General features: G+C 70.9%; 24 protein-coding genes and 1 riboswitch. Of the genes, 15 read left to right on the forward strand and 9 right to left on the reverse strand.

The genetic code is table 11. The features are described 5' to 3' along the window. Positions 1-171 precede the first annotated feature (171 nt). The 10 genes from AB0O21_RS38675 to AB0O21_RS38720 all read left to right on the forward strand — a co-directional run bounded on the left by AB0O21_RS38675 (position 172) and on the right by AB0O21_RS38720 (position 10,141). Entirely contained in the window at positions 172-762 is a 591-nt protein-coding gene (locus tag AB0O21_RS38675) for a CDP-alcohol phosphatidyltransferase family protein (protein ID WP_365180118.1), read from the forward strand. A gap of 97 nt (positions 763-859) precedes the next feature. After that, positions 860-3,355 (forward strand): mannose-1-phosphate guanyltransferase, encoded by a 2,496-nt coding sequence (locus AB0O21_RS38680; protein WP_365180121.1) that lies wholly within the window; start codon positions 860-862, stop codon positions 3,353-3,355. A gap of 112 nt (positions 3,356-3,467) precedes the next feature. Next, complete coding sequence (locus tag AB0O21_RS38685; protein WP_365180124.1) at positions 3,468-4,376, forward strand: DUF881 domain-containing protein; 909 nt, start codon at positions 3,468-3,470, stop codon at positions 4,374-4,376. Then, positions 4,373-4,705, forward strand: a complete 333-nt coding sequence (locus AB0O21_RS38690) for a small basic family protein (RefSeq protein ID WP_030010496.1) — start codon at positions 4,373-4,375, stop codon at positions 4,703-4,705. Before AB0O21_RS38685 ends, AB0O21_RS38690 begins: the two co-directional genes overlap by 4 nt. A gap of 5 nt (positions 4,706-4,710) precedes the next feature. Then, on the forward strand, positions 4,711-5,484 hold the full coding sequence (locus AB0O21_RS38695; protein ID WP_365180127.1) for a DUF881 domain-containing protein: 774 nt from the start codon (positions 4,711-4,713) through the stop codon (positions 5,482-5,484). Between the two features lie 85 nt (positions 5,485-5,569). Next, positions 5,570-6,511: an FHA domain-containing protein gene (locus tag AB0O21_RS38700; protein WP_365180180.1), complete on the forward strand. Its 942-nt coding sequence runs from the start codon at positions 5,570-5,572 to the stop codon at positions 6,509-6,511. Positions 6,512-6,530: 19 nt separating this feature from the next. Continuing rightward, positions 6,531-7,304 (forward strand): MerR family transcriptional regulator, encoded by a 774-nt coding sequence (locus tag AB0O21_RS38705; protein ID WP_365180130.1) that lies wholly within the window; start codon positions 6,531-6,533, stop codon positions 7,302-7,304. 63 nt (positions 7,305-7,367) lie between these two features. Further along, entirely contained in the window at positions 7,368-7,841 is a 474-nt protein-coding gene (locus tag AB0O21_RS38710; protein WP_030009777.1) for a bifunctional nuclease family protein, read from the forward strand. Positions 7,842-8,001: 160 nt separating this feature from the next. Continuing rightward, complete coding sequence (locus tag AB0O21_RS38715; RefSeq protein ID WP_365180133.1) at positions 8,002-8,640, forward strand: MerR family transcriptional regulator; 639 nt, start codon at positions 8,002-8,004, stop codon at positions 8,638-8,640. Positions 8,641-8,710: 70 nt separating this feature from the next. Then, positions 8,711-10,141, forward strand: a complete 1,431-nt coding sequence (locus tag AB0O21_RS38720; protein WP_365180136.1) for a DNA polymerase IV — start codon at positions 8,711-8,713, stop codon at positions 10,139-10,141. A 165-nt stretch (positions 10,142-10,306) separates the two neighbouring features. On the opposite strand, the gene AB0O21_RS38725 is transcribed toward AB0O21_RS38720, so the two are convergent. Then, positions 10,307-10,672 carry a PRC-barrel domain-containing protein gene (locus AB0O21_RS38725; RefSeq protein ID WP_365180139.1) on the reverse strand — a complete coding sequence of 122 codons (366 nt, stop codon included), beginning with the start codon at positions 10,670-10,672 and terminating at the stop codon, positions 10,307-10,309. Positions 10,673-10,784: 112 nt separating this feature from the next. Next, a riboswitch (glycine riboswitch) is annotated at positions 10,785-10,883 on the forward strand. Between the two features lie 196 nt (positions 10,884-11,079). Here AB0O21_RS38725 and gcvP point away from each other — a divergent pair. Further along, on the forward strand, positions 11,080-13,965 hold the full coding sequence (gene gcvP / locus AB0O21_RS38730; protein WP_365180142.1) for an aminomethyl-transferring glycine dehydrogenase: 2,886 nt from the start codon (positions 11,080-11,082) through the stop codon (positions 13,963-13,965). Between the two features lie 69 nt (positions 13,966-14,034). Here gcvP and AB0O21_RS38735 read toward each other — a convergent pair whose 3' ends face one another. Next, on the reverse strand, positions 14,035-14,223 hold the full coding sequence (locus tag AB0O21_RS38735; RefSeq protein WP_365180145.1) for a DUF5999 family protein: 189 nt from the start codon (positions 14,221-14,223) through the stop codon (positions 14,035-14,037). A gap of 261 nt (positions 14,224-14,484) precedes the next feature. Then, positions 14,485-15,105 (reverse strand): hypothetical protein, encoded by a 621-nt coding sequence (locus tag AB0O21_RS38740; protein ID WP_365180148.1) that lies wholly within the window; start codon positions 15,103-15,105, stop codon positions 14,485-14,487. 503 nt (positions 15,106-15,608) lie between these two features. On the opposite strand from AB0O21_RS38740, the gene AB0O21_RS38745 reads away from it, so the two are divergent. Both AB0O21_RS38745 and AB0O21_RS38750 read left to right on the forward strand, forming a co-directional pair. After that, a complete protein-coding gene (locus AB0O21_RS38745) occupies positions 15,609-17,144 on the forward strand; it encodes a glutamate-cysteine ligase family protein (protein ID WP_365180151.1) in 1,536 nt (511 codons plus the stop codon). Positions 17,145-17,231: 87 nt separating this feature from the next. Continuing rightward, entirely contained in the window at positions 17,232-18,032 is an 801-nt protein-coding gene (locus tag AB0O21_RS38750) for a type II CAAX endopeptidase family protein (RefSeq protein WP_365180154.1), read from the forward strand. Between the two features lie 22 nt (positions 18,033-18,054). Here AB0O21_RS38750 and AB0O21_RS38755 read toward each other — a convergent pair whose 3' ends face one another. The 5 genes from AB0O21_RS38755 to AB0O21_RS38775 all read right to left on the reverse strand — a co-directional run bounded on the left by AB0O21_RS38755 (position 18,055) and on the right by AB0O21_RS38775 (position 21,778). Next, entirely contained in the window at positions 18,055-18,876 is an 822-nt protein-coding gene (locus AB0O21_RS38755) for a PhzF family phenazine biosynthesis isomerase (RefSeq protein ID WP_365180157.1), read from the reverse strand. A gap of 93 nt (positions 18,877-18,969) precedes the next feature. Continuing rightward, entirely contained in the window at positions 18,970-19,746 is a 777-nt protein-coding gene (locus AB0O21_RS38760; protein WP_365180159.1) for a crotonase/enoyl-CoA hydratase family protein, read from the reverse strand. Positions 19,747-19,794: 48 nt separating this feature from the next. Beyond that, positions 19,795-21,003, reverse strand: coding sequence for a cytochrome P450 (locus tag AB0O21_RS38765; RefSeq protein ID WP_365180162.1), 1,209 nt, complete (start codon positions 21,001-21,003; stop codon positions 19,795-19,797). 143 nt (positions 21,004-21,146) lie between these two features. Continuing rightward, on the reverse strand, positions 21,147-21,374 hold the full coding sequence (locus AB0O21_RS38770; protein ID WP_365180165.1) for a hypothetical protein: 228 nt from the start codon (positions 21,372-21,374) through the stop codon (positions 21,147-21,149). Between the two features lie 53 nt (positions 21,375-21,427). After that, positions 21,428-21,778, reverse strand: coding sequence for a hypothetical protein (locus tag AB0O21_RS38775; protein WP_365180168.1), 351 nt, complete (start codon positions 21,776-21,778; stop codon positions 21,428-21,430). Between the two features lie 246 nt (positions 21,779-22,024). Between AB0O21_RS38775 and AB0O21_RS38780 the strand changes: the two genes are divergently transcribed. Then, positions 22,025-22,624 (forward strand): PadR family transcriptional regulator, encoded by a 600-nt coding sequence (locus AB0O21_RS38780; protein ID WP_365180171.1) that lies wholly within the window; start codon positions 22,025-22,027, stop codon positions 22,622-22,624. A gap of 83 nt (positions 22,625-22,707) precedes the next feature. Here AB0O21_RS38780 and AB0O21_RS38785 read toward each other — a convergent pair whose 3' ends face one another. Then, positions 22,708-23,136 (reverse strand): SRPBCC family protein, encoded by a 429-nt coding sequence (locus AB0O21_RS38785; protein WP_365180174.1) that lies wholly within the window; start codon positions 23,134-23,136, stop codon positions 22,708-22,710. Between the two features lie 181 nt (positions 23,137-23,317). On the opposite strand from AB0O21_RS38785, the gene AB0O21_RS38790 reads away from it, so the two are divergent. After that, positions 23,318-24,277 (forward strand): EamA family transporter, encoded by a 960-nt coding sequence (locus tag AB0O21_RS38790; protein ID WP_365180177.1) that lies wholly within the window; start codon positions 23,318-23,320, stop codon positions 24,275-24,277. Positions 24,278-24,410: the final 133 nt, after the last annotated feature.

Raw genomic sequence — 24,410 nt, forward strand, 5'->3', positions numbered from 1 at the left:
GGTACTGCAGGGGGGACCCTGTGGGAGAGTAGGACGCCGCCGAACAATCATTGTGGGAAAGCCCCGCACCTTCTGGTGCGGGGCTTTTCTGCGTTCCGGGCACGTGTGTGGACTCCTGTAGGGTCAGGGGGCATCGTTCGATATTTCTACCGTCACAGTGGAGGCCCCCGGGTGGAGGTCCAGGAGACTCGGGTTCAGACTGACCGAATTTTCACCATTCCGAACATCCTGAGCATGGCTCGCCTGGCCGGCGTACCCCTGTTCCTGTGGCTGATCCTCGCGGAGCACGACGGGTGGGCCCTGGCCGTACTCATGCTCAGCGGGATCAGTGACTACCTCGACGGGAAGCTCGCGCGGCGCTGGAATCAGATCAGCAACCTCGGTCGGCTGCTGGATCCCGCGGCCGACCGGCTGTACATCCTGTCGACGCTCTTCGGTCTGACCTATCGCGAGATTCTTCCCCTGTGGCTCACCGGGGCGCTGCTCGCGCGCGATCTGATGCTGCTGGTCAACGTATGGATCCTGCGCCGGCACGGCTATCCGCCGCCGCAGGTCAACTTCCTCGGCAAGGCCGCCACCTTCAACCTGATGTACGCGTTCCCCTTGCTGTTGCTCAGTGACGGCACGGGTTGGTTGGCCTGGACGGGGGCAGTTTTCGGATGGGCGTTCGCGGGATGGGGTACAACGCTCTACTGGTGGGCAGGAATCCTGTACGTGGTTCAAGTCCGCCGTCTGGTGAAGGCGGACGCCACCGCCGATTGAGCCCGTCCGGCCGGATCACACGGTGGAGTCGGGAAGTCACCGTCCGAGACGGGTGAGGTCGGCACGACCGTCATCTCTCAAGGAGGACTCTTCCGACATGAAGGCCGTCGTGATGGCCGGTGGCGAAGGCACGCGTCTTCGCCCCATGACCTCGAGCATGCCCAAGCCGCTCCTGCCGGTGGCGAACCGGCCGATCATGGAGCATGTGCTCAGGCTGCTCAAGCGGCATGGGCTCAGCGAGACCGTGGTCACCGTCCAGTTCCTGGCGTCGCTCGTCAGGAACTACTTCGGGGATGGCGAAGAGCTCGGGATGGAGCTCACCTATGCCAACGAGGAGAAGCCACTCGGCACCGCCGGCAGCGTCAAGAATGCCGAGGAGGCTTTGAAGGACGACACCTTCCTCGTCATCTCCGGCGACGCGCTCACCGACTTCGACCTGACCGACCTGATCCGATTCCACAAGGAGAAGGGCGGCATCGTTACGGTCTGCCTGACCCGGGTGCCGAATCCGCTGGAATTCGGCATCACGATCGTGGACGAGGAGGGTCAGGTCGAGCGCTTCCTGGAGAAGCCGACCTGGGGACAGGTCTTCTCGGACACCATCAATACCGGCATTTACGTGATGGAGCCGGAAATCTTCAACTACGTCGACCCGGACGTTTCGGTCGACTGGTCCGGCGACGTCTTCCCGCAGCTGATGAAGGAAGGCCGGCCGATCTTCGGCTATGTGGCCGAGGGCTACTGGGAGGACGTCGGCACGCACGAGAGCTACGTGAAGGCGCAGGCCGACGTGCTCGAGGGCAAGGTCCAGGTCGAGATGGACGGCTTCGAGATCTCGCCCGGCGTGTGGATCGCCGAAGGGGCCGAGGTGAGCGCGGACGCGGTGCTGCGCGGGCCGCTGTACATCGGGGACTACGCCAAGGTGGAAGCGGGAGTCGAGATCCGCGAGCACACCGTCATCGGGTCGAACGTCGTCGTCAAGAGCGGGGCCTTCCTGCACAAAGCCGTCGTCCACGACAACGTGTACATCGGCCCCCACAGCAACCTCCGCGGCTGTGTGATCGGCAAGAACACCGACATCATGCGGGCGGCGAGGATCGAGGACGGGGCGGTCATCGGTGACGAGTGCCTCGTCGGTGAGGAATCGATCGTCCAGGGGAACGTGCGCGTCTACCCGTTCAAGACGATCGAGGCCGGTGCCTTCGTCAACACGTCGGTGATCTGGGAGTCCCGCGGCCAGGCGCACCTGTTCGGTGCGCGGGGCGTCTCCGGGATCCTGAACGTGGAGATCACCCCCGAGCTGGTGGTCCGGCTCGCCGGTGCCTATGCGACGACCTTGAAGAAGGGTGCGATCGTCACCACGGCCCGTGACCACTCCCGCGGCGCCAGGGCGCTCAAGCGGGCGGTGATCTCGGCCCTCCAGGCCAGTGCCATCGAGGTGCGGGACCTGGAGAACGTTCCCCTGCCGGTCGCGCGGCAGCAGACCGCGCGGGGCAGCGCCGGCGGGATCATGCTGCGGACCTCGCCGGGCGTGCCGGACTCCGTGGACATCATGTTCCTGGACGAGCGGGGTGCGGACCTCTCCCAGGCGCAGCAGCGCAAGCTCGACCGGGTGTACGCGCGCCAGGAGTACCGCCGGGCCTTCCCGGGAGAGATCGGCGACCTGCACTTCCCGTCGAGCGTCTTCGACTCGTACACGGGATCACTGCTGCGGCAGGTCGACACCACGGGGATCGGTGACGCCGGGCTCAAGGTGGTCGTGGACGCCTCGAACGGCAGCGCCGGTCTGGTGCTGCCCAGCCTCCTCGGGCGGCTCGGGGTGGACGCCCTGACGATCAATCCGGGTCTCGACGAGTCCAGGCCGACGGAGACCGCGGAGTCCCGGCGGGCCGGGCTGGTGCGGCTCGGGGAGATCGTGGCCTCGGCGCGGGCGGCCTTCGGCGTGCGGTTCGACCCGGTGGGCGAGCGGATCTCCCTGGTGGACGAGCGCGGGCGGATCATCGAGGACGACCGGGCGCTGCTGGTGATGCTCGACCTGGTGGCCGCGGAGAAGCGCAGCGGCAAGGTCGCGCTGCCGGTGACCACGACGCGGGTGGCCGAGCAGGTGGCCGCCTACCACGGCACGCAGGTGGAGTGGACGACGACCTCGCCCGACGACCTGACCCGGGTGGGCCGGGCCGAGAACACCATCTTCGGTGGAGACGGTCGCGGCGGGTTCATCGTTCCCGAGTTCAGCAGTGTTTTCGACGGGTCCGCCGCCTTCGTCCAGCTGCTCGGGCTGGTGGCGCGGACGCAGCTCACGCTCAGCCAGATCGACGCCCGGATCCCGCGTGCCCATGTCCTCAAGCGGGACGTGCCCACTCCGTGGGCGGTGAAGGGGCTCGTCATGCGGCGGGTCGTGGAGGCGGCCGGCGACCGGCAGGTGGACACCACCGACGGAGTGCGGGTGGTCGAGGCGGACGGGCGGTGGGCGCTGGTGCTGCCCGACCCGGCGGAGGCGGTGACGCACCTGTGGGCCGAAGGTCCCGACGACGCGTCCGCGCAGGCCATGCTCGACGAGTGGGCGGGAGTGCTGGACGGGGCCGGGCACTGACTGCCGGGCGCTGACCCACGAAGGACCGAAGTCCGGCGGGCCGGGCGCGGGGAGGCCCCCGCGCGGCCTGCCGGACGGCCGCATTCGGTGTGTACGGCGCCGACATGCGACGATGTGCGGCATGTCGCAGCCGCCCCCCAACCGGAGTTCGGCGTCCCCGGTGCCCCCGCGCCCGGACGCTTCCATGTCGCTGCTGACGCACGTGATGGATCACAGCCTCGACGAGGGCTACGCGGAGGCGTCGGCCCGCCGTGCGGCGGAGGGCACGGCGGGACTGCCCCGGACCCTCAAGGCCAAGCTGGGGCTCGCGGCCGGGCTCGTGCTCGCGGCCATGGTCGTCACGCTCGGTGCGGCCGAGGCGCGGGTGGCCGCGCCGGTGCTGGCCAAGGAGCGTCAGGAGCTGATCGACCGGGTGGAGCGCGCGGACCAGCGCGCGGACGGCCTGGAGCGGGACATCGACCGGTTGCGGACCGATGTCGCGGACCGCCAGCGCACGGCGCTGAAGCAGCCCGGTGGGGGCCAGGGCGAGCTGGTGGCGATGCTGTCCGGGGCGACGGAGGTCCGGGGACCCGGTATCCGGCTGACCGTGGACGACGCCAAGGGAGCCTCCGACGGCGGCGGTGGGGGACCGCGCGAGAGCGCCGGCTTCTCGGACACCGGCCGGCTCCGGGACCGCGACATGCAGAAGATCGTCAACGGGCTGTGGCAGTCCGGGGCGGAGGCCATCTCCATCAACGGGCAGCGGCTGACCGCGCTGTCGGCGATCAGGGCCGCCGGTGACGCGATACTGGTCGACAACAAGCCGCTCGCGCCGCCGTACGAAGTGCTGGCGGTGGGGGACAAGAAGAAGCTCGGCACGGCCTTCCAGGACTCGGCGGACGGCCAGTACCTGCACGTGCTGCAGGAGAGCTACGGGATCCGCTACAGCCTGTCCGCCGCGGACGAGGTACGGCTGCCGGCGGCGTCGAGTGTGACCGTACGTACAGCTACAGCAGCAGAGCAGCAGAAGGGTGCATCGTGATCGCGGTACTGGGCCTCTTGGCCGGAGTGGTGGCCGGGCTTCTGGTCCGGCCCGAAGTGCCGGCCGTGGTGGAGCCTTATCTGCCGATCGCCGTCGTGGCGGCGTTGGACGCGGTGTTCGGGGGCTTGCGCGCCATGCTGGACGGCATCTTCGTGGACAAGGTCTTCGTGGTCTCGTTCCTGTCGAACGTGGTCGTGGCCGCGCTGATCGTCTTCCTCGGCGACAAGCTCGGGGTGGGCTCGCAGCTGTCCACGGGTGTGGTCGTGGTCCTCGGCATCCGCATCTTCTCCAACGCCGCGGCCATCCGCCGGCACGTGTTCCGGGCGTGAGGCCGATGAGTACCGACGAAACTCCCGAGCAGCCGCCGAACGACGTGCCGGGGCCGCAGGAGCAGACGGGCCGGCAGCGGCTCGCGGCCGGGCTGTGGCCGCCGCGGGTGAGCCGGGCCCAACTGATCGTCGCGGTGCTGCTGTTCGTCCTGGGCCTGGGGCTGGCCATCCAGGTGCGGTCGAACAGCGAGTCCAGCGCGCTGCGCGGGGCCCGTCAGGAGGACCTCGTACGGATCCTTGACGAGCTCGACGGGCGGACCAAGCGCCTGGAGGACGAGAAGCAGCGGCTGGAGGACCAGCGCAGGGAACTGGAGAGCAGCTCCAACCAGGCCGAGGAGGCCCGCAAGCAGACCGTGGAGAAGGAGCGCCAACTCGGCATCCTGGCCGGTACGGTGGCAGCGCAGGGGCCGGGCATCACGTTGAAGATCACCGATCCCGCGGGCAAGGTGCAGTCCGACCAGCTGCTGGACACGCTCCAGGAGCTGCGGGCGGCCGGGGCCGAGGCGATTCAGATCAACGGCGTGCGCATCGTGGCAGGCTCGTACTTCTCGGACGAGAACGGCGGGGTCGGGATCGACGGTAAGAAGATCACACAGCCCTACGAGTTCAAGGTGATCGGCAAGCCCCAGGATCTGGAGCCGGCGCTCAACATCCCCGGCGGTGTCGTGCAGACGCTGGAGAAGGAGCAGGCCACCGTCTCCGTCATCCGGTCGGCGAAGATCGTCGTGGATGCCTTGCGGGCTGCGAAGCAGCCTGACTACGCTCGGTCGTCATCGTGATGATGCGGAGCGGAGAGTGGACCGGCTCACACGGGCTGATGCCTGCGGGGGGTCGGCGCACCGAAGTCGCGGTGCGTGGTGGAAACTGTCTGGTGGTTACGGACGTTGTGAGAATGTCCGGGTCGGCAGGTGTCGTTCGGAGTTCGTCCTGCCCCACGGGCGGGTCTGTTTCGGTCAAGGGGAATCGCCCGTGAAGTTGTTTGAGAAGTTGTTCGGCAAGAAGAACCGCGAGGAAAGCGGCTCGGCACGTCACCGTGCCGGGCACGGTGATGCGGAAGGGCAGGGCGACCGGCCGCTCTTCCGCGACGAGGTGGCGGGAGCGGGTGACAATTCGGGCGCATCCGGCGCGTCGGCTGTTGACCCTGCTGGTACCGGACGCATAGGTTTCGGTGAACCATCAACCTCAAGTACGGGTGGAGGGTTTGCCCCCGACCCGTATGCCACCAATGCCTCCGCGGGGCAGCCGCGGCGCGAGGAGCCGTCCATGTCGGCCGAGCAGATTTGCAGCAGGTGCGGACACCGCAGCGATGCGGCCAGTCGCTTCTGCTCCAACTGCGGGGCGCCGCTGCGGGCGGGTCTGACGCCGGAGCGTGCCTCGGAGACCACGTCCACCATCTCGATCTCCGGCCTCGAGGCCTACGAGGCCGAGGTGTCGGGACAAACGCACGTGTCGTCCTCGCTGTCCCCCGAGGCCCAGGCCGCGGTGGAAGCGCTGCCGCCCGGTTCCGCCCTGCTCATCGTGCGGCGCGGCCCCAACTCCGGTAGCCGCTTCCTGCTGGACGGCGAGCTGACCACGGCGGGCCGGCACCCGCAGAGCGACATCTTCCTGGACGACGTCACCGTCTCCCGGCGCCATGTCGACTTCCGCCGGGGCGCGGACGGCGGTTTCACCGTCTCCGACGTCGGCAGCCTCAACGGCACGTACGTGAACCGTGAACCGATCGACTCCGTCGCCCTGCACAACGGCGACGAGGTGCAGATCGGCAAGTACCGGCTGGTCTTCTACGCGAGCCTGCGGGGCGTCTGACCCTATCTGGGAAGGTCTCATGCTGCGTACCCCGACCGGCGGTGCCCCGAAGAACGGCACCGCCGGCAGTGCCGGGCGGCTGGTGAGCATCGGCACGGTGCTCACCACGCTGCGTGACGAGTTCCCCGAAGTCACGATCTCGAAGATCCGTTTCCTCGAGGCGGAGGGGCTCGTCGAGCCCCGGCGCACGCCTTCGGGGTACCGCAAGTTCAGCACCGACGACGTGGAGCGGCTCGCGCGCATCCTGCGGCTGCAGCGCGACCACTACCTGCCGCTGAAGGTCATCCGCGAGCAGCTCGACGCTCTCGCCCGCGGCAAGCAGATCCGCATTCCCGCACCGACGGCGCACACGGACTCCAGCGGCACGGCCGATCCGGGGAGCCCCGCGGCCGTGTACGGCGAGGTGGGCCGGGAGCGGCCCACGGTGGCCCGGGTGGACCGCGCGGAGCTCCTGGCGGCCGCGGACGTGGACGAGGTGCAGCTGGTCGAATGGGAGTCCTACGGGCTGCTCGCGGAGGCCCCGGGCGGCGGATTCGACGCCGAGGCCGTGACCGTGGCCCGGCTCGTGGCCGATCTGGGGCGGTTCGGGCTGGAGCCGAGGCACCTGCGTGCCATGAAGGCCGCCGCGGACCGTGAGGCGGGGCTGGTGGAGCAGGTCGTGGCACCACTGCGGCGCCACCGCAATCCGCAGACCAGAGCCCACGCGGAAGCCACTTTGAAGGAGCTCGCGGGGCTGTCCGTACGGCTCCACGAGGCCCTCGTGCAGACCGCTCTCGGGACCCGTTCCCGGTGAGCCCGCTGGTCGGAGTGGGGCCCCGACTACCCAAACCTGCCGGGCAGGTCCTAGGGTTGCTGTGTGAACGAGCTCGACGTTGTGGGTGTCCGGGTGGAAATGCCCTCCAACCAACCGATCGTGCTCCTGCGTGAAGTGGGAGGCGACCGGTACCTCCCCATCTGGATCGGACCAGGGGAGGCGACCGCCATTGCCTTCGCGCAGCAGGGGATGGCCCCTGCCCGGCCGCTGACGCACGACCTGTTCAAGGACGTGCTGGAGGCGATCGGCGAGGAGCTCACCGAGGTCCGGATCACGGATCTGCGGGAGGGAGTCTTCTACGCGGAGCTCGTCTTCGCCAGCGGGGTCGAGGTGAGCGCGCGGCCTTCCGACGCCATAGCGCTGGCCCTGCGCACGGGGACGCCGATCTACGGCAGTGACGGCGTCCTCGACGACGCCGGAATCGCCATTCCGGACGAGCAGGAGGACGAGGTGGAGAAGTTCCGCGAGTTCCTCGACCAGATCTCGCCCGAGGACTTCGGCACCGGCCCGCAGTGACGGGGAACTTTCAGCCCATTCGAGTAGCCTTTCCCCGCAAAGGGATACGGGAAACCACTCTCAGGGTGATTATCACTCGGCGTGCCGAGTGTGGCGATCGTTGACGCACCCCTGGTGACTGCCTACCTTCAAGGTGGCAGGTCAAGGACGGAGGGTCGGCGTGAGGATCACGGGCGACGGTACGACCGGGGGCACCCCCGCGCGGAGTGACGGGGGACCGTACCCGCTGCACGGCAGTGCGGTCGGTTCCGCGCGCCGTCAGCCGGATTCGACGCCGGTCGGAGCGGTGGGTGGCGACCAGGCGCCCGAGCAGATCGGATACCGGGGGCCGACGGCGTGTGCCGCGGCGGGCATCACCTATCGGCAGCTGGACTACTGGGCCCGGACCGGGCTGGTGGAGCCGAGCGTGCGTCCCGCGTACGGGTCGGGCACGCAGCGGCTCTACAGCTTCCGCGACGTGGTGGTCCTCAAGATCGTCAAGCGCTTCCTGGACACCGGGGTGGCGCTGCAGAACATCCGCACGGCCGTGCAGCACCTGCGTGACCGCGGGTTCTCCGACCTGGAGCGGATGACGCTGATGAGCGACGGCGCCACCGTGTACGAGTGCACCTCCCCGGACCAGGTCGTGAGCCTGCTCCAGGGCGGGCAGGGCGTCTTCGGCATCGCCGTGGGCGTGGTGTGGCGCGACGTCGAGGGCGCGCTGTCACAGCTCCACGGGGAGCGGGTGGACACCGGCGAGACGCTGGTCGGGCACAACCCGGCGGACGAGCTCGCGGCACGCCGCAACCGGGCCGTCTGACCCGGGGCCGTCTGACCCCGGGGCGTCCCCTGCCCCGGAAATGTCAGACCCGTAGGGCAGCATCGGTGCTGTGAGAGCCGCGCCGACCATCCTCCACCTGGACATGGATGCCTTCTACGCGTCCGTGGAGCAGGCGTCGAAGCCGAGCCTGCGGGGCAAGGCCGTCATCGTCGGCGGCCTCGGCCCGCGCGGGGTCGTCGCGACCGCCTCGTACGAGGCCAGGCGGTTCGGGGTGCACTCGGCGATGCCGATGGGGCAGGCGAGGCGGCTCTGCCCGAACGGCGCGTACCTCTTCCCGCGCTTCAGCCTCTACCGGGAGGTCAGCGACCAGGTGATGGCCCTGCTGCGGCAGCTGTCGCCGCTGGTGGAGCCGCTCAGCCTGGACGAGGCCTTCGTGGACCTCGAGGCGGGCGGGGTCGCCTTCGATTCGGCGAGCGCCCTGACGACGGGGGAGCGGCTGCGGGCGGACATCCGGGCGGTGACGGGGCTCAGCGGGTCCGTGGGGCTGGCCGGGTCGAAGATGCTGGCCAAGGTGGCGTCCGAGGAGGCCAAGCCGAACGGGCTGCTGCTGATCGAGCCGGGGACCGAGCGGGAGCTCCTCGCGCCGATGTCGGTGCGGACCCTGCCGGGGGTGGGGCCGGCCACCGGGGAGCACCTGCGCCGCGCCGGGATCACCACCGTGGGCGAGCTGGCGGAGGCCGGGGAGGACGAGCTGGTCCGGATGGTCGGGCGCGCGCACGGCGTGGCGCTGTACCGGATGGCGCTGGGGCTGGACGACCGGCCGGTGGTCGCCGAGCGGGACGCGAAATCGGTGTCGGTGGAGGACACGTTCGACGTGGACCTGCACGACCGGGTGCGGATCCGGGGCGAGGTGCAGCGGCTCGCGGACCGGTGCGTGCGGCGGCTGCGCGAATCGGGGCACTCGGGGCGCACGATCGTGCTGAAGGTGCGGCGGTACGACTTCTCGACGCTGACCCGCTCCGAGACGCTGCGGGGGCCCACGGACGACCCCGGCGTGGTGCGGGAGGCCGCGGGGCGGCTCCTGGAGGGCGTGGACACCACGGGCGGTGTGCGGCTGCTGGGCGTGGGTGTGACGGGGCTGGCGGACTACACGCAGGAGGACCTCTTCGCGCAGGCCTCTGCCTCTGCGCTCGCCGCTGAGGAGGACGGGGCCGAGGTGGGCGGCGCCGGGCCTGAGGAGGGGGCCGAAGCCTCCGAGGCCCGCCCCGCCGAGCCAGTCATGGACCCGTGGTCCCAGGCGCCGGGGGCGGAGCCGGAGCCGGCCGAGGAGCGGCGGTGGATGGCCGGGGGCGACGTACTCCATTCGGTGTACGGGCCGGGGTGGGTGCAGGGCAGCGGGGTCGGGCGGGTGACCGTGCGGTTCGAGCAGCCGGGATCGCCGCCCGGCCGGGTCCGGACCTTCCGCGTCGACGACCCGGAGCTGGAGCCGTCCGACCCCCTTCCCCTGGTGGGGTACCCGGGGGTGGATGCCGACGGCTGACACGGGCCCCGGCGGACCCACCCCGCGGGGCGGCGGGCGGGGCCGCTGCGCGGAGCCTTCCCCCACCCCGCCCCTTCCCGAAACTGGGGGCTTCGCCCCGAGACCCCCGGTCCTCAAACGCCGGACGGGCTGAAACGCCGCCTCAAACGCCGGCGGGCCGAAGGGTCAGTCGTCGTCGCCCGCCAGGTGGCCGAAGTCGCGCTGGAAGTCCGACGGGAGCGTCACGTCCAGGCCGTAGTGGTGGTAGAGCTGGAGCTCCTGTTCGGGGGAGAGGTGGCGGCCGACGCCGAAGTCGGGGGCGTCCTTGATCAGGGAGCGGTCGAAGGGCACCCGCAGGGTGTCGTCCACCAGCTCGCTCGGCTCCAGTGGGACGAAGGCGTCCCGGCTGAACAGGCCCGTACGCACGGCGGCCCATTCCGGGACGCCCGTGGCATCGTCGAGGTAGACCTCGTCCACGGTGCCGATCTTGGTGCCATTGCGGTCGAACGCCTTGCGGCCGATCAGGCTGCGCGGATCGATGTCGGTCTGCACGGTCCCTCCAAATGGTCGCAACTCCTCCGTAATGACTACAAAAGTGCATATTTCAAGAAGAGGCCACTCGGGAAGCTCCAGGATCCTCGCTGGTAGGCTGGGGGATGGCTGTCGACCCTGTGCGGGAGAGTCCTCCGAGTGAGAACGACGGAGGCGCCGAAGGAGCAAATCCTCCCCGGAATCTCTCAGGCATACGTACCGCACGGACGAGGCCACTCTGGAAAGCAGGGGCGGGTACCGGGCGCGCAGTGCCGGTTCCTCTCCTCACCGACGGTGAAAGCCGGCTCGTTCGAGCGACCCTCGAGCGGCTGGTGAAACTCTCAGGTTGAGATGACAGAGGGGGAGGCCGTCCGGGTGCCCGCGCCGTGGTGCCCCTCGCAGGTCGTACGACCAGGAGGCCTCCGTACATGACCGCCAACCGCATTCCGCTCTCCCAGCTGGAGCGAGGCATCCCCTTCGAGCAGCGCCACATCGGCCCGGATGCCGAGGCGCAGGCGAAGATGCTCGCCCAGGTGGGCTACGGCTCGCTGGACGAACTGACCGCCGCCGCGGTGCCGGATGTGATCAAGACCGCTGACGCGCTGAACCTGCCCGAGGCGCGGACCGAGGCCGAGGTGCTGGCCGAGCTGCGCTCGCTCGCCGACCGCAACCAGGTGCTGTCGTCGATGATCGGTCTCGGTTACTACGGGACCTTCACCCCGCCGGTGATCCTCCGCAACGTCATGGAGAACCCGGCCTGGTACACGGCCTACACGCCGTACCAGCCGGAGATCTCCCAGGGCCGCCTCGAGGCGCTCCTGAACTTCCAGACCGTCGTCGCCGAGCTGACCGGCCTGCCGACCTCCGGTGCCTCCCTGCTCGACGAGGGCACCGCGGCCGCCGAGGCCATGACCCTGGCCCGGCGCGTGGGCAAGGCCAAGGGGAACGTCTTCGTCGTCGACGCCGACGCGCTGCCGCAGACCATCGCGGTGATCGAGACCCGCGCCGAGCCGATCGGCATCGAGGTCGTCGTCGCCGACCTGTCCGAGGGCATTCCGGCCGAGATCGCCGAGCGCGGCATCTACGGCGTGCTCGTGCAGTACCCCGGTGCCTCCGGCGCCGTGCGGGAGATCAAGCCGGTCATCGACCAGGCGCACGAGCTCGGCGCCATCGTCGCCGTCTCGGCCGACCTGCTCGCCCTGACCCTGCTGACCTCCCCGGGCGAGCTGGGCGCGGACATCGCCGTCGGCACCACGCAGCGCTTCGGCGTCCCGATGGGCTTCGGCGGACCGCACGCCGGCTACATGGCCGTCCAGGCCAAGCACGCCCGCTCGCTGCCGGGCCGCCTCGTCGGCGTCTCGGTGGACGCGGACGGCAACAAGGCGTACCGCCTGGCCCTGCAGACCCGCGAGCAGCACATCCGCCGCGAGAAGGCCACCAGCAACATCTGCACCGCGCAGGTGCTGCTCGCCGTCATGGCCGGCATGTACGCCGTCTACCACGGCCCGGACGGCCTGCGGACGATCGCCCGCCGCACCCACCGCTACGCCGCGCTGCTGGCCGCGGGTCTGACGGCCGGCGGGGTCGAGGTCGTGCACGGTGCCTACTTCGACACGATCACCGCCCGGGTTCAGGGACGTGCGGACGCCGTCGTGGCCGCCGCTCGCGAGGGCGGGGTCAACCTGTACCGGGTCGACGCGGACCACGTCTCCGTCTCCTGCGACGAGACCACCCTGCGCGCCGACATCGAGGCCGTCTGGGCCGCCTTCGGAGTGAGCGCCGACATCGAGGCGCTCGACGAGACCGCCGCCGACACCCTCCCCGAGGGCCTGCTGCGCTCGGACGCCTACCTGACCCACCCGGTGTTCCACCAGCACCGCTCCGAGACCGCGATGCTGCGCTACCTGCGCAAGCTCTCGGACAAGGACTACGCGCTGGACCGCGGCATGATCCCGCTGGGCTCCTGCACCATGAAGCTCAACGCGACCACCGAGATGGAGCCGGTGACCTGGCCCGAATTCGGCCAGCTGCACCCCTTCGCCCCGGTGGAGCAGGCAGAGGGCTACCTCACGCTCATCAACGAGCTGGAGGAACGTCTCTGCGAGGTCACCGGCTACGACAAGGTCTCCATCCAGCCGAACGCCGGTTCGCAGGGTGAGCTCGCCGGCCTGCTGGCCGTCCGCGCCTACCACCGCGCGAACGGCGACGAGCAGCGCACCATCTGCCTCATCCCGTCCTCCGCGCACGGCACCAACGCCGCCAGCGCCGTGATGGCCGGCATGAAGGTCGTCGTCGTCAAGACCGCCGACGACGGCGAGGTGGACGCGGACGACCTGCGCGCCAAGATCGAGCAGCACCGCGACGAGCTCGCCGTGCTGATGATCACGTACCCCTCCACGCACGGTGTGTTCGAGGAGCACGTCGCCGACATCTGCGCCCAGGTGCACGAGGCCGGCGGCCAGGTCTACGTGGACGGCGCGAACCTGAACGCCCTGGTGGGCCTGGCCAAGCCGGGTCACTTCGGCGGCGACGTCTCGCACCTGAACCTGCACAAGACCTTCTGCATCCCGCACGGCGGCGGCGGTCCGGGCGTCGGCCCGGTCGGTGTCCGGGCCCACCTGGCTCCGTACCTGCCGAACCACCCGCTGCAGCCGACCGCGGGCCCGGAAACGGGCGTCGGCCCGATCTCGGCCGCGCCGTGGGGTTCCGCGGGCATCCTGCCGATCTCCTGGTCGTACGTGCGCCTCATGGGCGGCGAGGGCCTCAAGCGGGCCACCCAGGTGGCCGTGCTCGGCGCCAACTACATCGCCAAGCGCCTGGAGCCGCACTACCCGGTGCTCTACACGGGCCCGGGCAACCTGGTCGCGCACGAGTGCATCATCGACCTGCGGCCGCTGTCGAAGGCGACCGGCGTGAGCGTGGACGACATCGCCAAGCGCCTGATCGACTACGGCTTCCACGCGCCGACCATGTCCTTCCCGGTCGCCGGCACGCTGATGATCGAGCCGACGGAGTCCGAGGACCTCGCCGAGATCGACCGCTTCTGCGACGCCATGATCGCCATCCGCGGCGAGATCGAGAAGGTCGCTTCGGGCGAGTGGCCGCTCGAGGACAACCCGCTGGCCAACTCCCCGCACACCGCGGCGGCGCTGGGCGGCGAGTGGAACCACCCGTACACCCGTGACGAGGCCGTGTTCCCGGGCGGGGTCTCGGCCGCCGAGAAGTACTGGCCGCCGGTGCGCCGCATCGACGGTGCGTTCGGTGACCGGAACCTGGTGTGCTCCTGCCCGCCGCTGGACGAGTACGACAACTGACCGATGACGCGTGAAGGGGCTGGTCCGGGAGTTCTCCCGGACCAGCCCCTTCGTCGTTCTCCTCTTGTCCTACGCCACCGCGAGCGTCCGGTGCGGGGCGATGATCTGGCCGTCGGGCAGCAGCTCCCCGGTGTCCTCGAAGAGCAGGACGCCGTTGCACAGCAGGCTCCAGCCCTGCTCCGGGTGGTTGGCCACCGGGCGGGCGGCCTCCCGGTCGGCGGATTCGGCTGACGGGCAGGCTGGCTGGTGCTGGCACATGGATGCGTTCTTTCGCTGCGGTGTGGTCTGCGTGCTACGGCTCGATGCGTGATTCATGGCCGTCCCCCTGGATCATCCCCGCACCCGCGGGGAGCATGTCCTCAGTCTTCCCCCAGGACAGCCGCTTCGCAGGGATTTCCCGCCAGCTGTCCTCATAGATTGATGACGCATCACTCGTGCGGGCGGTTCAGGCCAACTCCCCTGTCATTTCGGATGGTTCACGAGTGGCCCGGCCGGACTAACCCGAATGGGCCAATCGGGTCAGGCGGCCGGCGCGGTCAGCGAGGGCGGGAGCGGAGCCGTCGCGGGGGTGAGCCGGTGGGTCATCACGGGCAGCAGTTCCGAGACCGGATGCGGCCGGTACGCGGCGATGCCCGGCGGAGCCGGAGCCAGGGGCACCAGCAGGTCCTCGCCGGCCGGCAGACCGGCCGAGGCGTCGGCGCCCACCGCCCCGTGCAGCCACAGCGTCAGCATGTACAGCTCCGGTACGGACAGCAGTCTCGGCTGGTAGGCCTTGCCGAGCGACTCCGCCTGGCGCAGGGCGCGTTCGGTGGCGGCGACGTAGGGGCCCTCGAAGAAGTGGGAGAAGGCCCAGCCGTCCGGGGTGAGGCGGGTGTCGGCCGCGGCGACGAAGCGGTCCCCGCTGCGGATGAGGAACCGCCAGCCGGTGAGCCGGGTGCGGGGCGGCCTGCCGCCGGCCGCCAGGGTGGACATGCCCAGCCGGTCGAGGACGTGGACCGGCAGCGGGAGTTCGGCGGTCACCGGCCCCTGGAGCGCGCGCAGGGCGGGAGTGTGCGCCTCGTTGACGGCGGTGGGGGATCCGAGGGCCGCGAGGACGCTGCGCAGGGCGGGCGCGGGAGCCGGAGGGACGTGCAGCGGCATGGTGGGTCGCCTCTCACTTGGGAGACCTGTGGAAGGGGGAGGTGCGGACGGCGCTGTCGCATTCTGGGGCCAGAGGGGGGCTGAGGGGCAATGGCCGCGCGCCAACTCTCTGCCTCGTTTGCGGAGTTTATACGACATGTGTTCACGCAGTGTTTCGGCTAGCTGTCCCGCCTATTGCCGACAAGGCGCTTACCGGTCCCGCTGACATGGCATTCATGCCGGATAGACGCGAACGTGCCGCGCTGACCTCGGAGGTTACCGGACGGGGGCCCGGCTGAAAAGCATCGGTAATCGAGAACGCCACCGGGGTGTGCAAAGACGAGGCGGAATTTGCGCGACGTGACTTGCCAGGTGAATGTGCCGGAGCGCCCTTCGGCCAAACCGGCGCGCGCTCCCCGCGGCGCACGCCCCCCGGGCGTTATGGATCACGCTGCCGGGGCATCATCGACCGTAACGCGCGCCTGGGTGCCCAGGGCCAGGCCCAGTCGAGGAGGGACGCTTCGATGGGGGAGAAGGTCGTGGCGGGCGGATTCGACCTGTCCGATCGGCAGAGGTATCGAAGGAAGCTCCACGAGTGTCTGGAGGGACTGGAGCGACTTCTGGCGGAGAAGAGGTTCGATCGCCCGAAGAACATGATGGGTCTTGAGATCGAGTTGAATCTCGCGGGCGCCGACGGGCTGCCGAGAATGGTGAATGCCCAGGTGCTGGAGCGGATAGCGAGCACTGATTTCCAGACCGAACTGGGAATGTTCAACCTGGAGGTGAACGTCCTCCCGCACCGGCTCGGCGGCCGTGTATTCGACCGCCTGGCCGAAGAACTCAGCGCCGGACTGGGCTATGCCCACCGGCAGGCCGCGGAGATCGACGCCGGGGTGGTGATGATCGGAATTCTGCCGACGATCTCGCGCGGCGACCTGGTCAGTGCCAACCTGTCGGCGGTGGACCGGTACTCGCTGCTGAACGAGCAGATCCTGATGATGCGCGGTGAGGACTTCACCCTCGACATCGAGGGCGTCGAGCGGCTGACCTGGACCTCCGGGTCGATCGTGCCGGAGGCCGCCTGCACCTCCGTACAACTGCACCTGCAGGTGACGCCCGCCCGGTTCTCGGACGTGTGGAACGCCGCGCAGGCGGTGGCGGCCGCGCAGATAGCCGTCGGCGCCAACTCGCCGTTCCTGTTCGGGCGGGAGCTGTGGCGGGAGTCGCGGCCGCCGCTGTTCACGCAGGCCACCGACACCCGGCCGCCCGAGCTCCAGGCGCAGGGGGTGCGGCCGCGCACCTGGTTCGGGGAGCGGTGGGTGGACTCGGCGTACGAGCTCTTCGCCGAGAACGTCCGCTACTTCCCCTCCCTGCTGCCGATCTGCGACGAGGAGGAGCCGCTGCGGGTGCTGGACGAGGGCGGGGTGCCGAGCCTGCAGGAGCTCGTCCTGCACAACGGCACCGTGTACCGCTGGAACCGGCCCGTGTACGGGGTCGCGGACGGGGTGCCGCACCTGCGGGTGGAGAACCGGGTGCTGCCGGCCGGGCCCACCGTCGCCGACGTCGTCGCCAACGCCGCCTTCTACTACGGGCTCGTACGCACCCTCGCGGACGAGCAGCGCCCGGTGTGGACCCGGCTGCCCTTCGCCGAGGCGGAGGCCAACTTCGACGCGGCCTGCCGGTACGGGATCGACGCGCGGCTGCGGTGGCCGCGCCGGGGCCGGGCCGGAGGACTGGTGAGCGTACCGGCGGTGCGGCTGGTGCTGGACGAGCTGCTGCCGATGGCGGCGGCCGGGCTGGACGCCTGGGGGATCGAGCCCGCGGACCGGGACCACTACCTCGGCATCATCGAGGAGCGCTGCCGGCGGCGGGTGAACGGGGCGACCTGGCAGGTGGACACGTACCACCGGGCCCTCGCGGCCGGGCTGGAGCGGGACGAGGCGCTGGCCGCGACCACCCGGCGCTACAGCGAGCTGATGCACAAGGGGGATCCCGTGCACAGCTGGCCCGTGGGCCTGGCGGAGGAGGAGGTGAGCGCGCCGGTGCCGGTCCGGCGCTGACCGGGCCGCCGGGTCCCGTGAACCCCTTCCGCCACGGACGAGGCAGTATGGGGTGATCGGAACAGGGCTGCAGGACGGGAGTCGGGCGTGCGGGTGGAGCCGGAGCCGGTGGGCGTGGAGCTGCGCGAAGAGGAACGGCGCGGGCTCCTGCGGACGGAGACGCTGCTCGTCCTCGCCGTGTCCCTGGGGGCGAGCGGGGTCTCGTCGCTGATCAGCTTCATCGGTTCGCTGACCAAGCCGGGCGGGCTCAAGGACCAGGCCGCCACCCTCAACGGTTCGTACGCCCCGGGGCGGCCCTGGCTGGACCTGGCCTGGCAGCTCTTCGGCATCACGACCGCCCTGGTCCCGGTCCTGCTCGTGGCGCACTTTCTGACCCGCGAAGGCGCGCCCGGGCTGCGGGCGCTCGGCTTCGACCGCACCCGGCCCGGGTTCGACCTGGGCCGGGGCGCCGTCCTCGCGGCCGGGATCGGGAGCGCGGGGCTGGCCTTCTACCTGGCGGCGCGGGCGAGCGGGTTCAATCTCACGGTGGTGCCGGAGGCGCTGCCCGACGTGTGGTGGAAGTTCCCCGTGCTGATCCTCTCCGCGGTGCAGAACTCCGTGGTGGAGGAGGTCATCGTGCTGGCCTACCTGCTGCGCAGGCTGGACCAGTTGGGCTGGTCGCCGGTGGCCGCGCTGGCCGCCAGCTCGGTGCTGCGCGGCTCGTACCACCTCTACCAGGGCATCGGCGGCTTCATCGGCAACGTGGTGATGGGCGTCGTCTTCGTGCTCGCCTACCGCCGCTGGGGGCGGGTCGGTCCGCTCGTCGTCGCGCACGCGCTGCTCGACATCGTGGCCTTCGGCGGGTACGCGCTCCTCGCGGGCAAGGTGGGCTGGCTGCCGACGCCGTGACCCGCCGCGGCCCGGTCAGGGTTCAGGGGGCGGTGAGCAGCTCCCCGTCGAGGACGGTGACCGCGTGGCCGGTCAGCAGGGTGCGCTCGCCGGCCAGGGTGACCTTGACCAGCCCCCGGCGGGCACCGCCCTGGAGGCCGGTCAGCTCGGTGCGGCCCAGGCGTCGCGCCCAGAACGGGGCGAGCGCGGTGTGGGCGCTGCCCGTGACCGGGTCCTCGTCGATCCCGAAGGAGGGGAAGAAGCCCCGGGAGACGAAGTCGTACCCGCGGGAGGGATCCTCGGCGGGCGCGGTGACGATCACCCCGCGCTTGGCGAAGGCCCGCAGGGCGGCGTGGTCCGGCTCCAGTTCGCGGACGGTCTTCTCGTCGGCGAGCTCGATCAGCAGGTCGCCGATGTGCGAGGCGGTGTCGTGCATGGACAGTATCGGGACGCCGCCGAGCGCGTGGCCGACCGCGGCGGGCGCCTCGACGGGGGTCAGTGAGGACGTCGGGAAGTCCAGGGTGAGGGTGCCGTCCTCGGCGGTCTCGGCGGTGAGGATGCCGCAGCGGGCGGTGAAGCGGATCAGCCCCGTGGCGAGCCCGCTCGTGGCCAGTACGTGGGCGGTGGCGAGGGTGGCGTGCCCGCACATGTCGACCTCGGCGGCCGGGGTGAACCAGCGCAGCGCCCAGTCGGCGTCCCCGCCCGGCGGCAGGGGGTGGGCGAAGGCGGTCTCGGAGAGGTTCATCTCGGCGGCGACCTTCTGGAGCCAGGCGTCCGGAGGGAACTCGCGGTCGAGGAGCAGGACTCCTGCGGGGTTGCCGTGGAAGGGGCGGTCGGTGAAGGCGTCGACGATTCGGATGCGCATGCCCCGACCGTAGGACGGTTCCTTGATCACCGACAAAGGCCAATCCGCGGTGACTGGCCTGGTGTCGCGCGAATAGCTGCCGCATCGCGTCCGTCACGTCCCGCGGTGCCAGGCCGGTGGGCGCTTCTGGGTGAACGCCCGGGCGCCCTCGGTGGCGGCCGCGGTGGCGAAGACGGGTGTGCTGAGGGGGTCCTGGACGGTGTAGGCGGTGTGGTCGTCGAGGCCGCGGGTGGCCCGGACGATCTCCTTCGTCACGTGGACGGCGTCGCGGGAGTGGGCTTGGACGCGGTCGGCCAGGGCGAGGGCCGCCCGGAGGGCCTCGCCCTCGGGGGCGAGCTGGTTGACCAGTCCGTACCGGGCGGCGTCCGGGGCGGGCAGCGGAGCCGCGGTCAGGAGCATCTCCATGGCCACGTGGTAGGGGAGGCGGTTCGGGAGGCGGATGGCTCCGCCTTCGGCGGCGATCAGGCCGCGGGCGACTTCGGGCAGGGCGAAGAAGGCCGTGTCGGCGGCGGCGATGAGGTCGCAGGCGAGGGCGAGTTCGAAGCCGCCGGCCACGGCCGCGCCCTCGACGGCGGCGATCAGCGGCTTGCGCAGGCGGGCGCGGGTCAGTCCGGCGAGGCCGCGGCCGGCGACGACCGGGACGCCCTCGGCGGGGAAGGCCTTGAGGTCCATGCCGGAGCAGAAGTGGCCCTCGGCGCCCGTGAGGATGCCGACGGCCAGGGACGGGTCGGTTTCCAGCCGGGTGAGGGCGTGGTCCACGGCGTCGGCCAGGGCCTGGTCGATGGCGTTGCGGACGCGGGGCCTGTTGAGGGTGATGAGAAGAACGCCGGGGCGTGGTTCGGTCACCACTACGCGGTCTCGGCTGTCCATCCGTGGCGCTCCTGTTCGGGGGAGGTTTCGGCGCGCGGGCGGGTGCGATCAGTTTCGTACGACGGGCAGCGCGGCCAGCCCGCGCATTACCCGAGCCGGCCGCCAGGGGAGCTCGGAGGCCGGCTTGGCCAGGGCGACGGGGCCCAGGCGTCGCAGCAGCAGGGGGAAGGCGACGGCGCCTTCGAGGCGGGCCAGGGCGGCGCCGATGCAGAAGTGGGGCCCGTATCCGAGGGCGAGATGGGCGTTGGGGGTCCGGCCCAGGTCGAGCCGGGCCGGGTGCGGGAACCGGGTCCCGTCCCGGTTGGCCGAGCCGATGAGGAGGCTGACGATCTCCCCCTCGCCGATCAGCTGCCCGTGGAGAAGGATCGGTTCGGCAGCGCACCGGAAGGTCGCGTCCCGTACGGGGGAGTCGTAGCGCAGCAGTTCCTCGACGGCGGTGCCGACGAGGTCCGGGCCGGCCTCGGGTCCGGTGAGCCGGGCGGCCTCGCCGGGGTTGCGGACCAGCGCGAGCATGCCGTTGCCGATCAGGTTCATGGTGGTGTCGTGTCCCACGAGCAGCAGGAGGTAGGCGGTGGAGCGCAGCTCCTCTTCGCTCATCGCTCCGCTCTCGTCGCTCGCCCGCACGAGTGCGCCCAACAGGTCCGCTCCGCCGGGCTCGTTCCCGGCCCGCTTGGCGGCGATGAGCGTGTCCAGCAGTTCGTGCAGATCGCGTTCCGCCCGGGCCTGGTTCGGGCCCGGAGCGGGGGCGATGGTGGCCATGAGGGTGTCCCGGGTCGCCGCGTTGTCCAGTTCCCGCGGGACACCGAGGATCGCGCAGATCATCCGGAAGGTGAGGGGGGCCGCGAAATCGGCGACCAGGTCCACGTGCGCGTGGTGCTCGACCCGGTCCAGCAGGCGGTGCGCGGTCGCCGTGAGGAAGGGCTCCAGCAGGGCGACCCGGCGCGGTACGAACGCGGCATTGACGAGGGTCCGCAGTCGGGTGTGGTCCGGGGGATCGGTGTGGACCAGGTGCCGGTTCAGCCCGGCGGGCCCCGGGACGTACCCGGGCACCCGGTCGGGGTCCTTGCTGAGCCGGCCGTCGGCCAGCATCGCTCGGACGTCCTCGTACCGGGAGATCTGCCACACCGTGGGACGCCCGGGCTTGCGGTCCGGATGGGCGGGCGCGTGGCGGCGCAGCCACGCGAAATAGGGGTACGGGTTCTGCAGGCGCGCGGCCAGCAGGTTCGGGGGCGGGGACGGCACGGGGGAAGCGGGCACTGCAGCTCCGGGCTTGGAGACCGACGCGGACACCGCGTCAACGGCCGACGACGGCCGGAGGGTGCGTCGCACGCTCGTGCGCCGCTGCCCCTGGAGTGGCCGCGACGGGCTGCCCGGGTTCGCGGGCTACCCGGCTCCGCGGGCTACCCGGCTCCGCGGGCTACCCGGCCCGCTTCCGCAGCACGGCCGGCTCTCCCGCCGTGCGGATCACCCAGGAGTGCGAACAGCTCCGGCCGCTCCCGCGTCCCCAGGGTCTGGCGGCAGTCCACGGCGCGGCTGTCGCCGTCCCGGCGGTGGCTGTGGCGCAGCGTCCACATGTACACACGCCCGTCGGCGACCAGTCGGCGGGGCTTGTTCGCGCGGCGGGGCATGCGGCTGAGCGTACGCGGCCCGGCATCCGGTCCGGACTTCGGCGGCGTGTCGGTCAGGGGTGGGCGGGGTGGGGGTCGAAGAGGGGGTCCAGCGGTTCGCCTTCGTACCCGACGACGAGACAGGCCGCGGCCACCGGTCCCCGGGAGAGCTCCGCGAGCCGGGCCAGGGCCGCCGCCTCGGACGGCAGTCCGGCAGGGTCGAGACCGAGGGCCCGGGCCGCACGGTCGCGTCGCCGGTCGAGGTCGGGCAGGTCCTCCCGGTATTCGTCGGCGACCGCCCGGAGTCCTTCGGCCGTCCGGCCGGGGGCGTCCCGCCACCACGGCGCCACGAGGCACAGCCGCACCAGCTCCGGCAGCCCGACCGCGAGCGGGCCGGCCTCGCCGTCGAGGCTCACGTACACCACCGGGCGTTCCTCGCCGCCCTCGCCGACGAAGCAGAAGGCGTCCCCCGTGCCCGCCCGCGCGAACTGCTCCAGCCGGCGATCCGTTCACCCGGCCACCGTATCCCGGGCGTCAGGGGTCGCGGGCTGTTCGGTGAAGAAGTTTCCGATATATCGTTGACGCATCGCGATCGGTCATCGATAGTGGAGACATCGGACAACCGATGAATCCAGAACGAACCACTACGAAGTGACGGAAGGAGCGCAGTCATGCGTTCACATGGACATGAGCACGGACGCGGCCACGGCCACTGCGGGCCCGATCGTCGGGAGGAGTTCAGGGGGCTGCGGGCCGCCTTTGGGCCGTTCGGGCCTGCCTTCGGCGGCGGGCCCTTCGGCGGGCGCGGCGGTCGGGGCGGGCCGCGGGGGCGGGCTCGGCGCGGTGACGTGCGGGCCTCGATCCTGGCGCTGCTCGCCGACCGGCCGATGCACGGCTACGAGATGATCCAGGAGATCGGCGAGCGCAGCGGCGGGGCGTGGAAGCCCAGCCCCGGCTCGGTGTACCCGACCCTCCAGCTGCTGGAGGACGAGGGTCTGATCGTCAGCGAGAGCGAGGGGGGCAAGAAGCTGTTCACGCTCACCGACGCCGGCCGCTCCGAGGCCGAGTCGGGCCCCGACGCCCCCTGGGCGGACGCCGGGCGCGGGTTCGACTTCGAGGCGATGCACGAGATCCGGACGGCCGGGATCGGCCTGATGGAGGCCTTCGGGCAGGTCTTCAAGACCGGCTCGCCCGAGCAGCGGGAGAAGGCCCTTGCCGTCATCAACGACGCCCGCAAGAAGCTCTACCTGATTCTGGCCGACGAGCACTGACGGCGGACGGCGGTCGGGTCTTCCGGCTCCACGCAGCGCGCCCCGCGAGATCCTCGCGGGGCGCGCTGTCGTGGGGCGGGCGGTCAGGCGACCAGGGCGGCCAGTTTGCGGAGGGATTCGTTCAGTGCGGCGGTGGCCGAGTCCTTGAGCTTGCCGGCCATCAGGGAGACCGCGGCGCCGGTGAACTCGCCGTCGATGCGTACGGTGGTCGCCCCGCCGTCCGGGGTGAGGGTGTAGCGGGTGAGTACGGCCACGCCCATCGGGCCCTTGCCGGTGATGGCGAAGACGCGCTCGTCCTCCAGCTCGGAGACCGTCCAGACGACCTCGGCCGGGAAGCCCATCATCTTCATGTTCTCGGCGAAGGTGGAGCCGACCGCGAGGGTCTCGGGTCCGCCCTTCGGGAAGTTCGTGTGGGTCATGCTCCACTGGCCGTACGCGTCCCAGTCCGTGAGCTGGGACCAGAGCTTCGCGGCGGACGCCTCGATGCGTGATTCCGCGGTGACTTCAGCCATGCGACCACCCCTTCTCGTCGGTACGTGCGGCGGAACGTAGTCCCGGCGGGCGGAACATTCAAGACTGACGACCTGTCAGATATTGGTGGGACCGGAGGGTGGGCGGACGGGCGGGGTGTCGTGTCGTCTCAACAGGTGTCATGTCCGTGAAGGTCCTGACCGGCCCTGTCATGATGGCCCGATGCAAGCGTCAGGGAAGAACGCCGGACTGGGCCTCGCCCTCGTCTCGGCGGTTGCGTTCGGTGGTTCCGGGGTGGCGGCGAAGCCGCTGATGGAGGCGGGTCTGGACCCCCTCCACATGGTCTGGCTCAGGGTGGCCGGGGCGGCGCTCGTGCTGTCCCCGCTGGCCTGGCGCCACCGGGACCTCGTGCGACGCAAGCCCGCGCTGCTCGCCGGCTTCGGGCTGGTCGCGGTGGCCGGTGTGCAGGCGTTCTACTTCGCTTCCCTGTCCCGGATCCCCGTCGGCGTGGCCCTGCTCCTGGAGTACCTGGGCCCGGTGCTGCTCCTCGGCTACATCCGGTTCGTCCAGCGCAAGCCCGTCACGCGAGGCGCCGCCGCCGGGGCGGCCGTGGCCGTCGTGGGGCTGGCCTGCGTGGTCCAGGTCTGGGCCGGTCTGCGGCTGGACGCGCTCGGCGTGGTCTTCGGCCTCTGTGCGGCCCTGTGCCAGGCCTGCTACTTCGTCTTCGCCGACCAGGGCTCCGACGGGGAAGACGCCCCGGACCCGCTCGGCGTGACCGCGTACGGCCTGCTCGTGGGCGCCCTCGTCATGACCGTGATCGCCCGGCCGTGGAAGATCGACTGGACGCTCCTCGGTGGGGAGGCCGCCCTGGGCGACACCATGCTGCCCGCCGGGGTGCTGCTCGCCTGGGTGGTGCTGATCGCGACCGTCTTCGCGTACCTGACCGGCGTCGTCTCCGTGCGCATGCTCTCGCCGCAGATCGCGGGCGTCGTGGCCTTCCTGGAGGCCGTCGTCGCCGTCGTGCTCGCGTGGATCCTGCTCGGCGAGCACCTCTCGACCTGGCAGATCATCGGCGGCGGGCTGGTGCTGGGCGGCGCGTTCATCGCGCAGTCCTCCCGGTCGGCGCCGCCGGAGGGTCCGGCCGATGTGGTGATGTTGGACCGCGAGGCCACCAAGGCTTAGGCTGCCGAGCATGCATTCGACCGTGCTTCCGCCTCCCGCCGCCTAGTGCTGTGGCCGGAAAGGTTTGCCGGGTCGCGGTGTCCGGTGCGGTGCATCGCAAGGCGGAGGGCCGCGGCTCGTACTGGACGTACTT

The organism is Streptomyces sp. NPDC091371, from assembly GCF_040684275.1.
Taxonomy (GTDB): Bacteria; Actinomycetota; Actinomycetes; order Streptomycetales; family Streptomycetaceae; genus Streptomyces.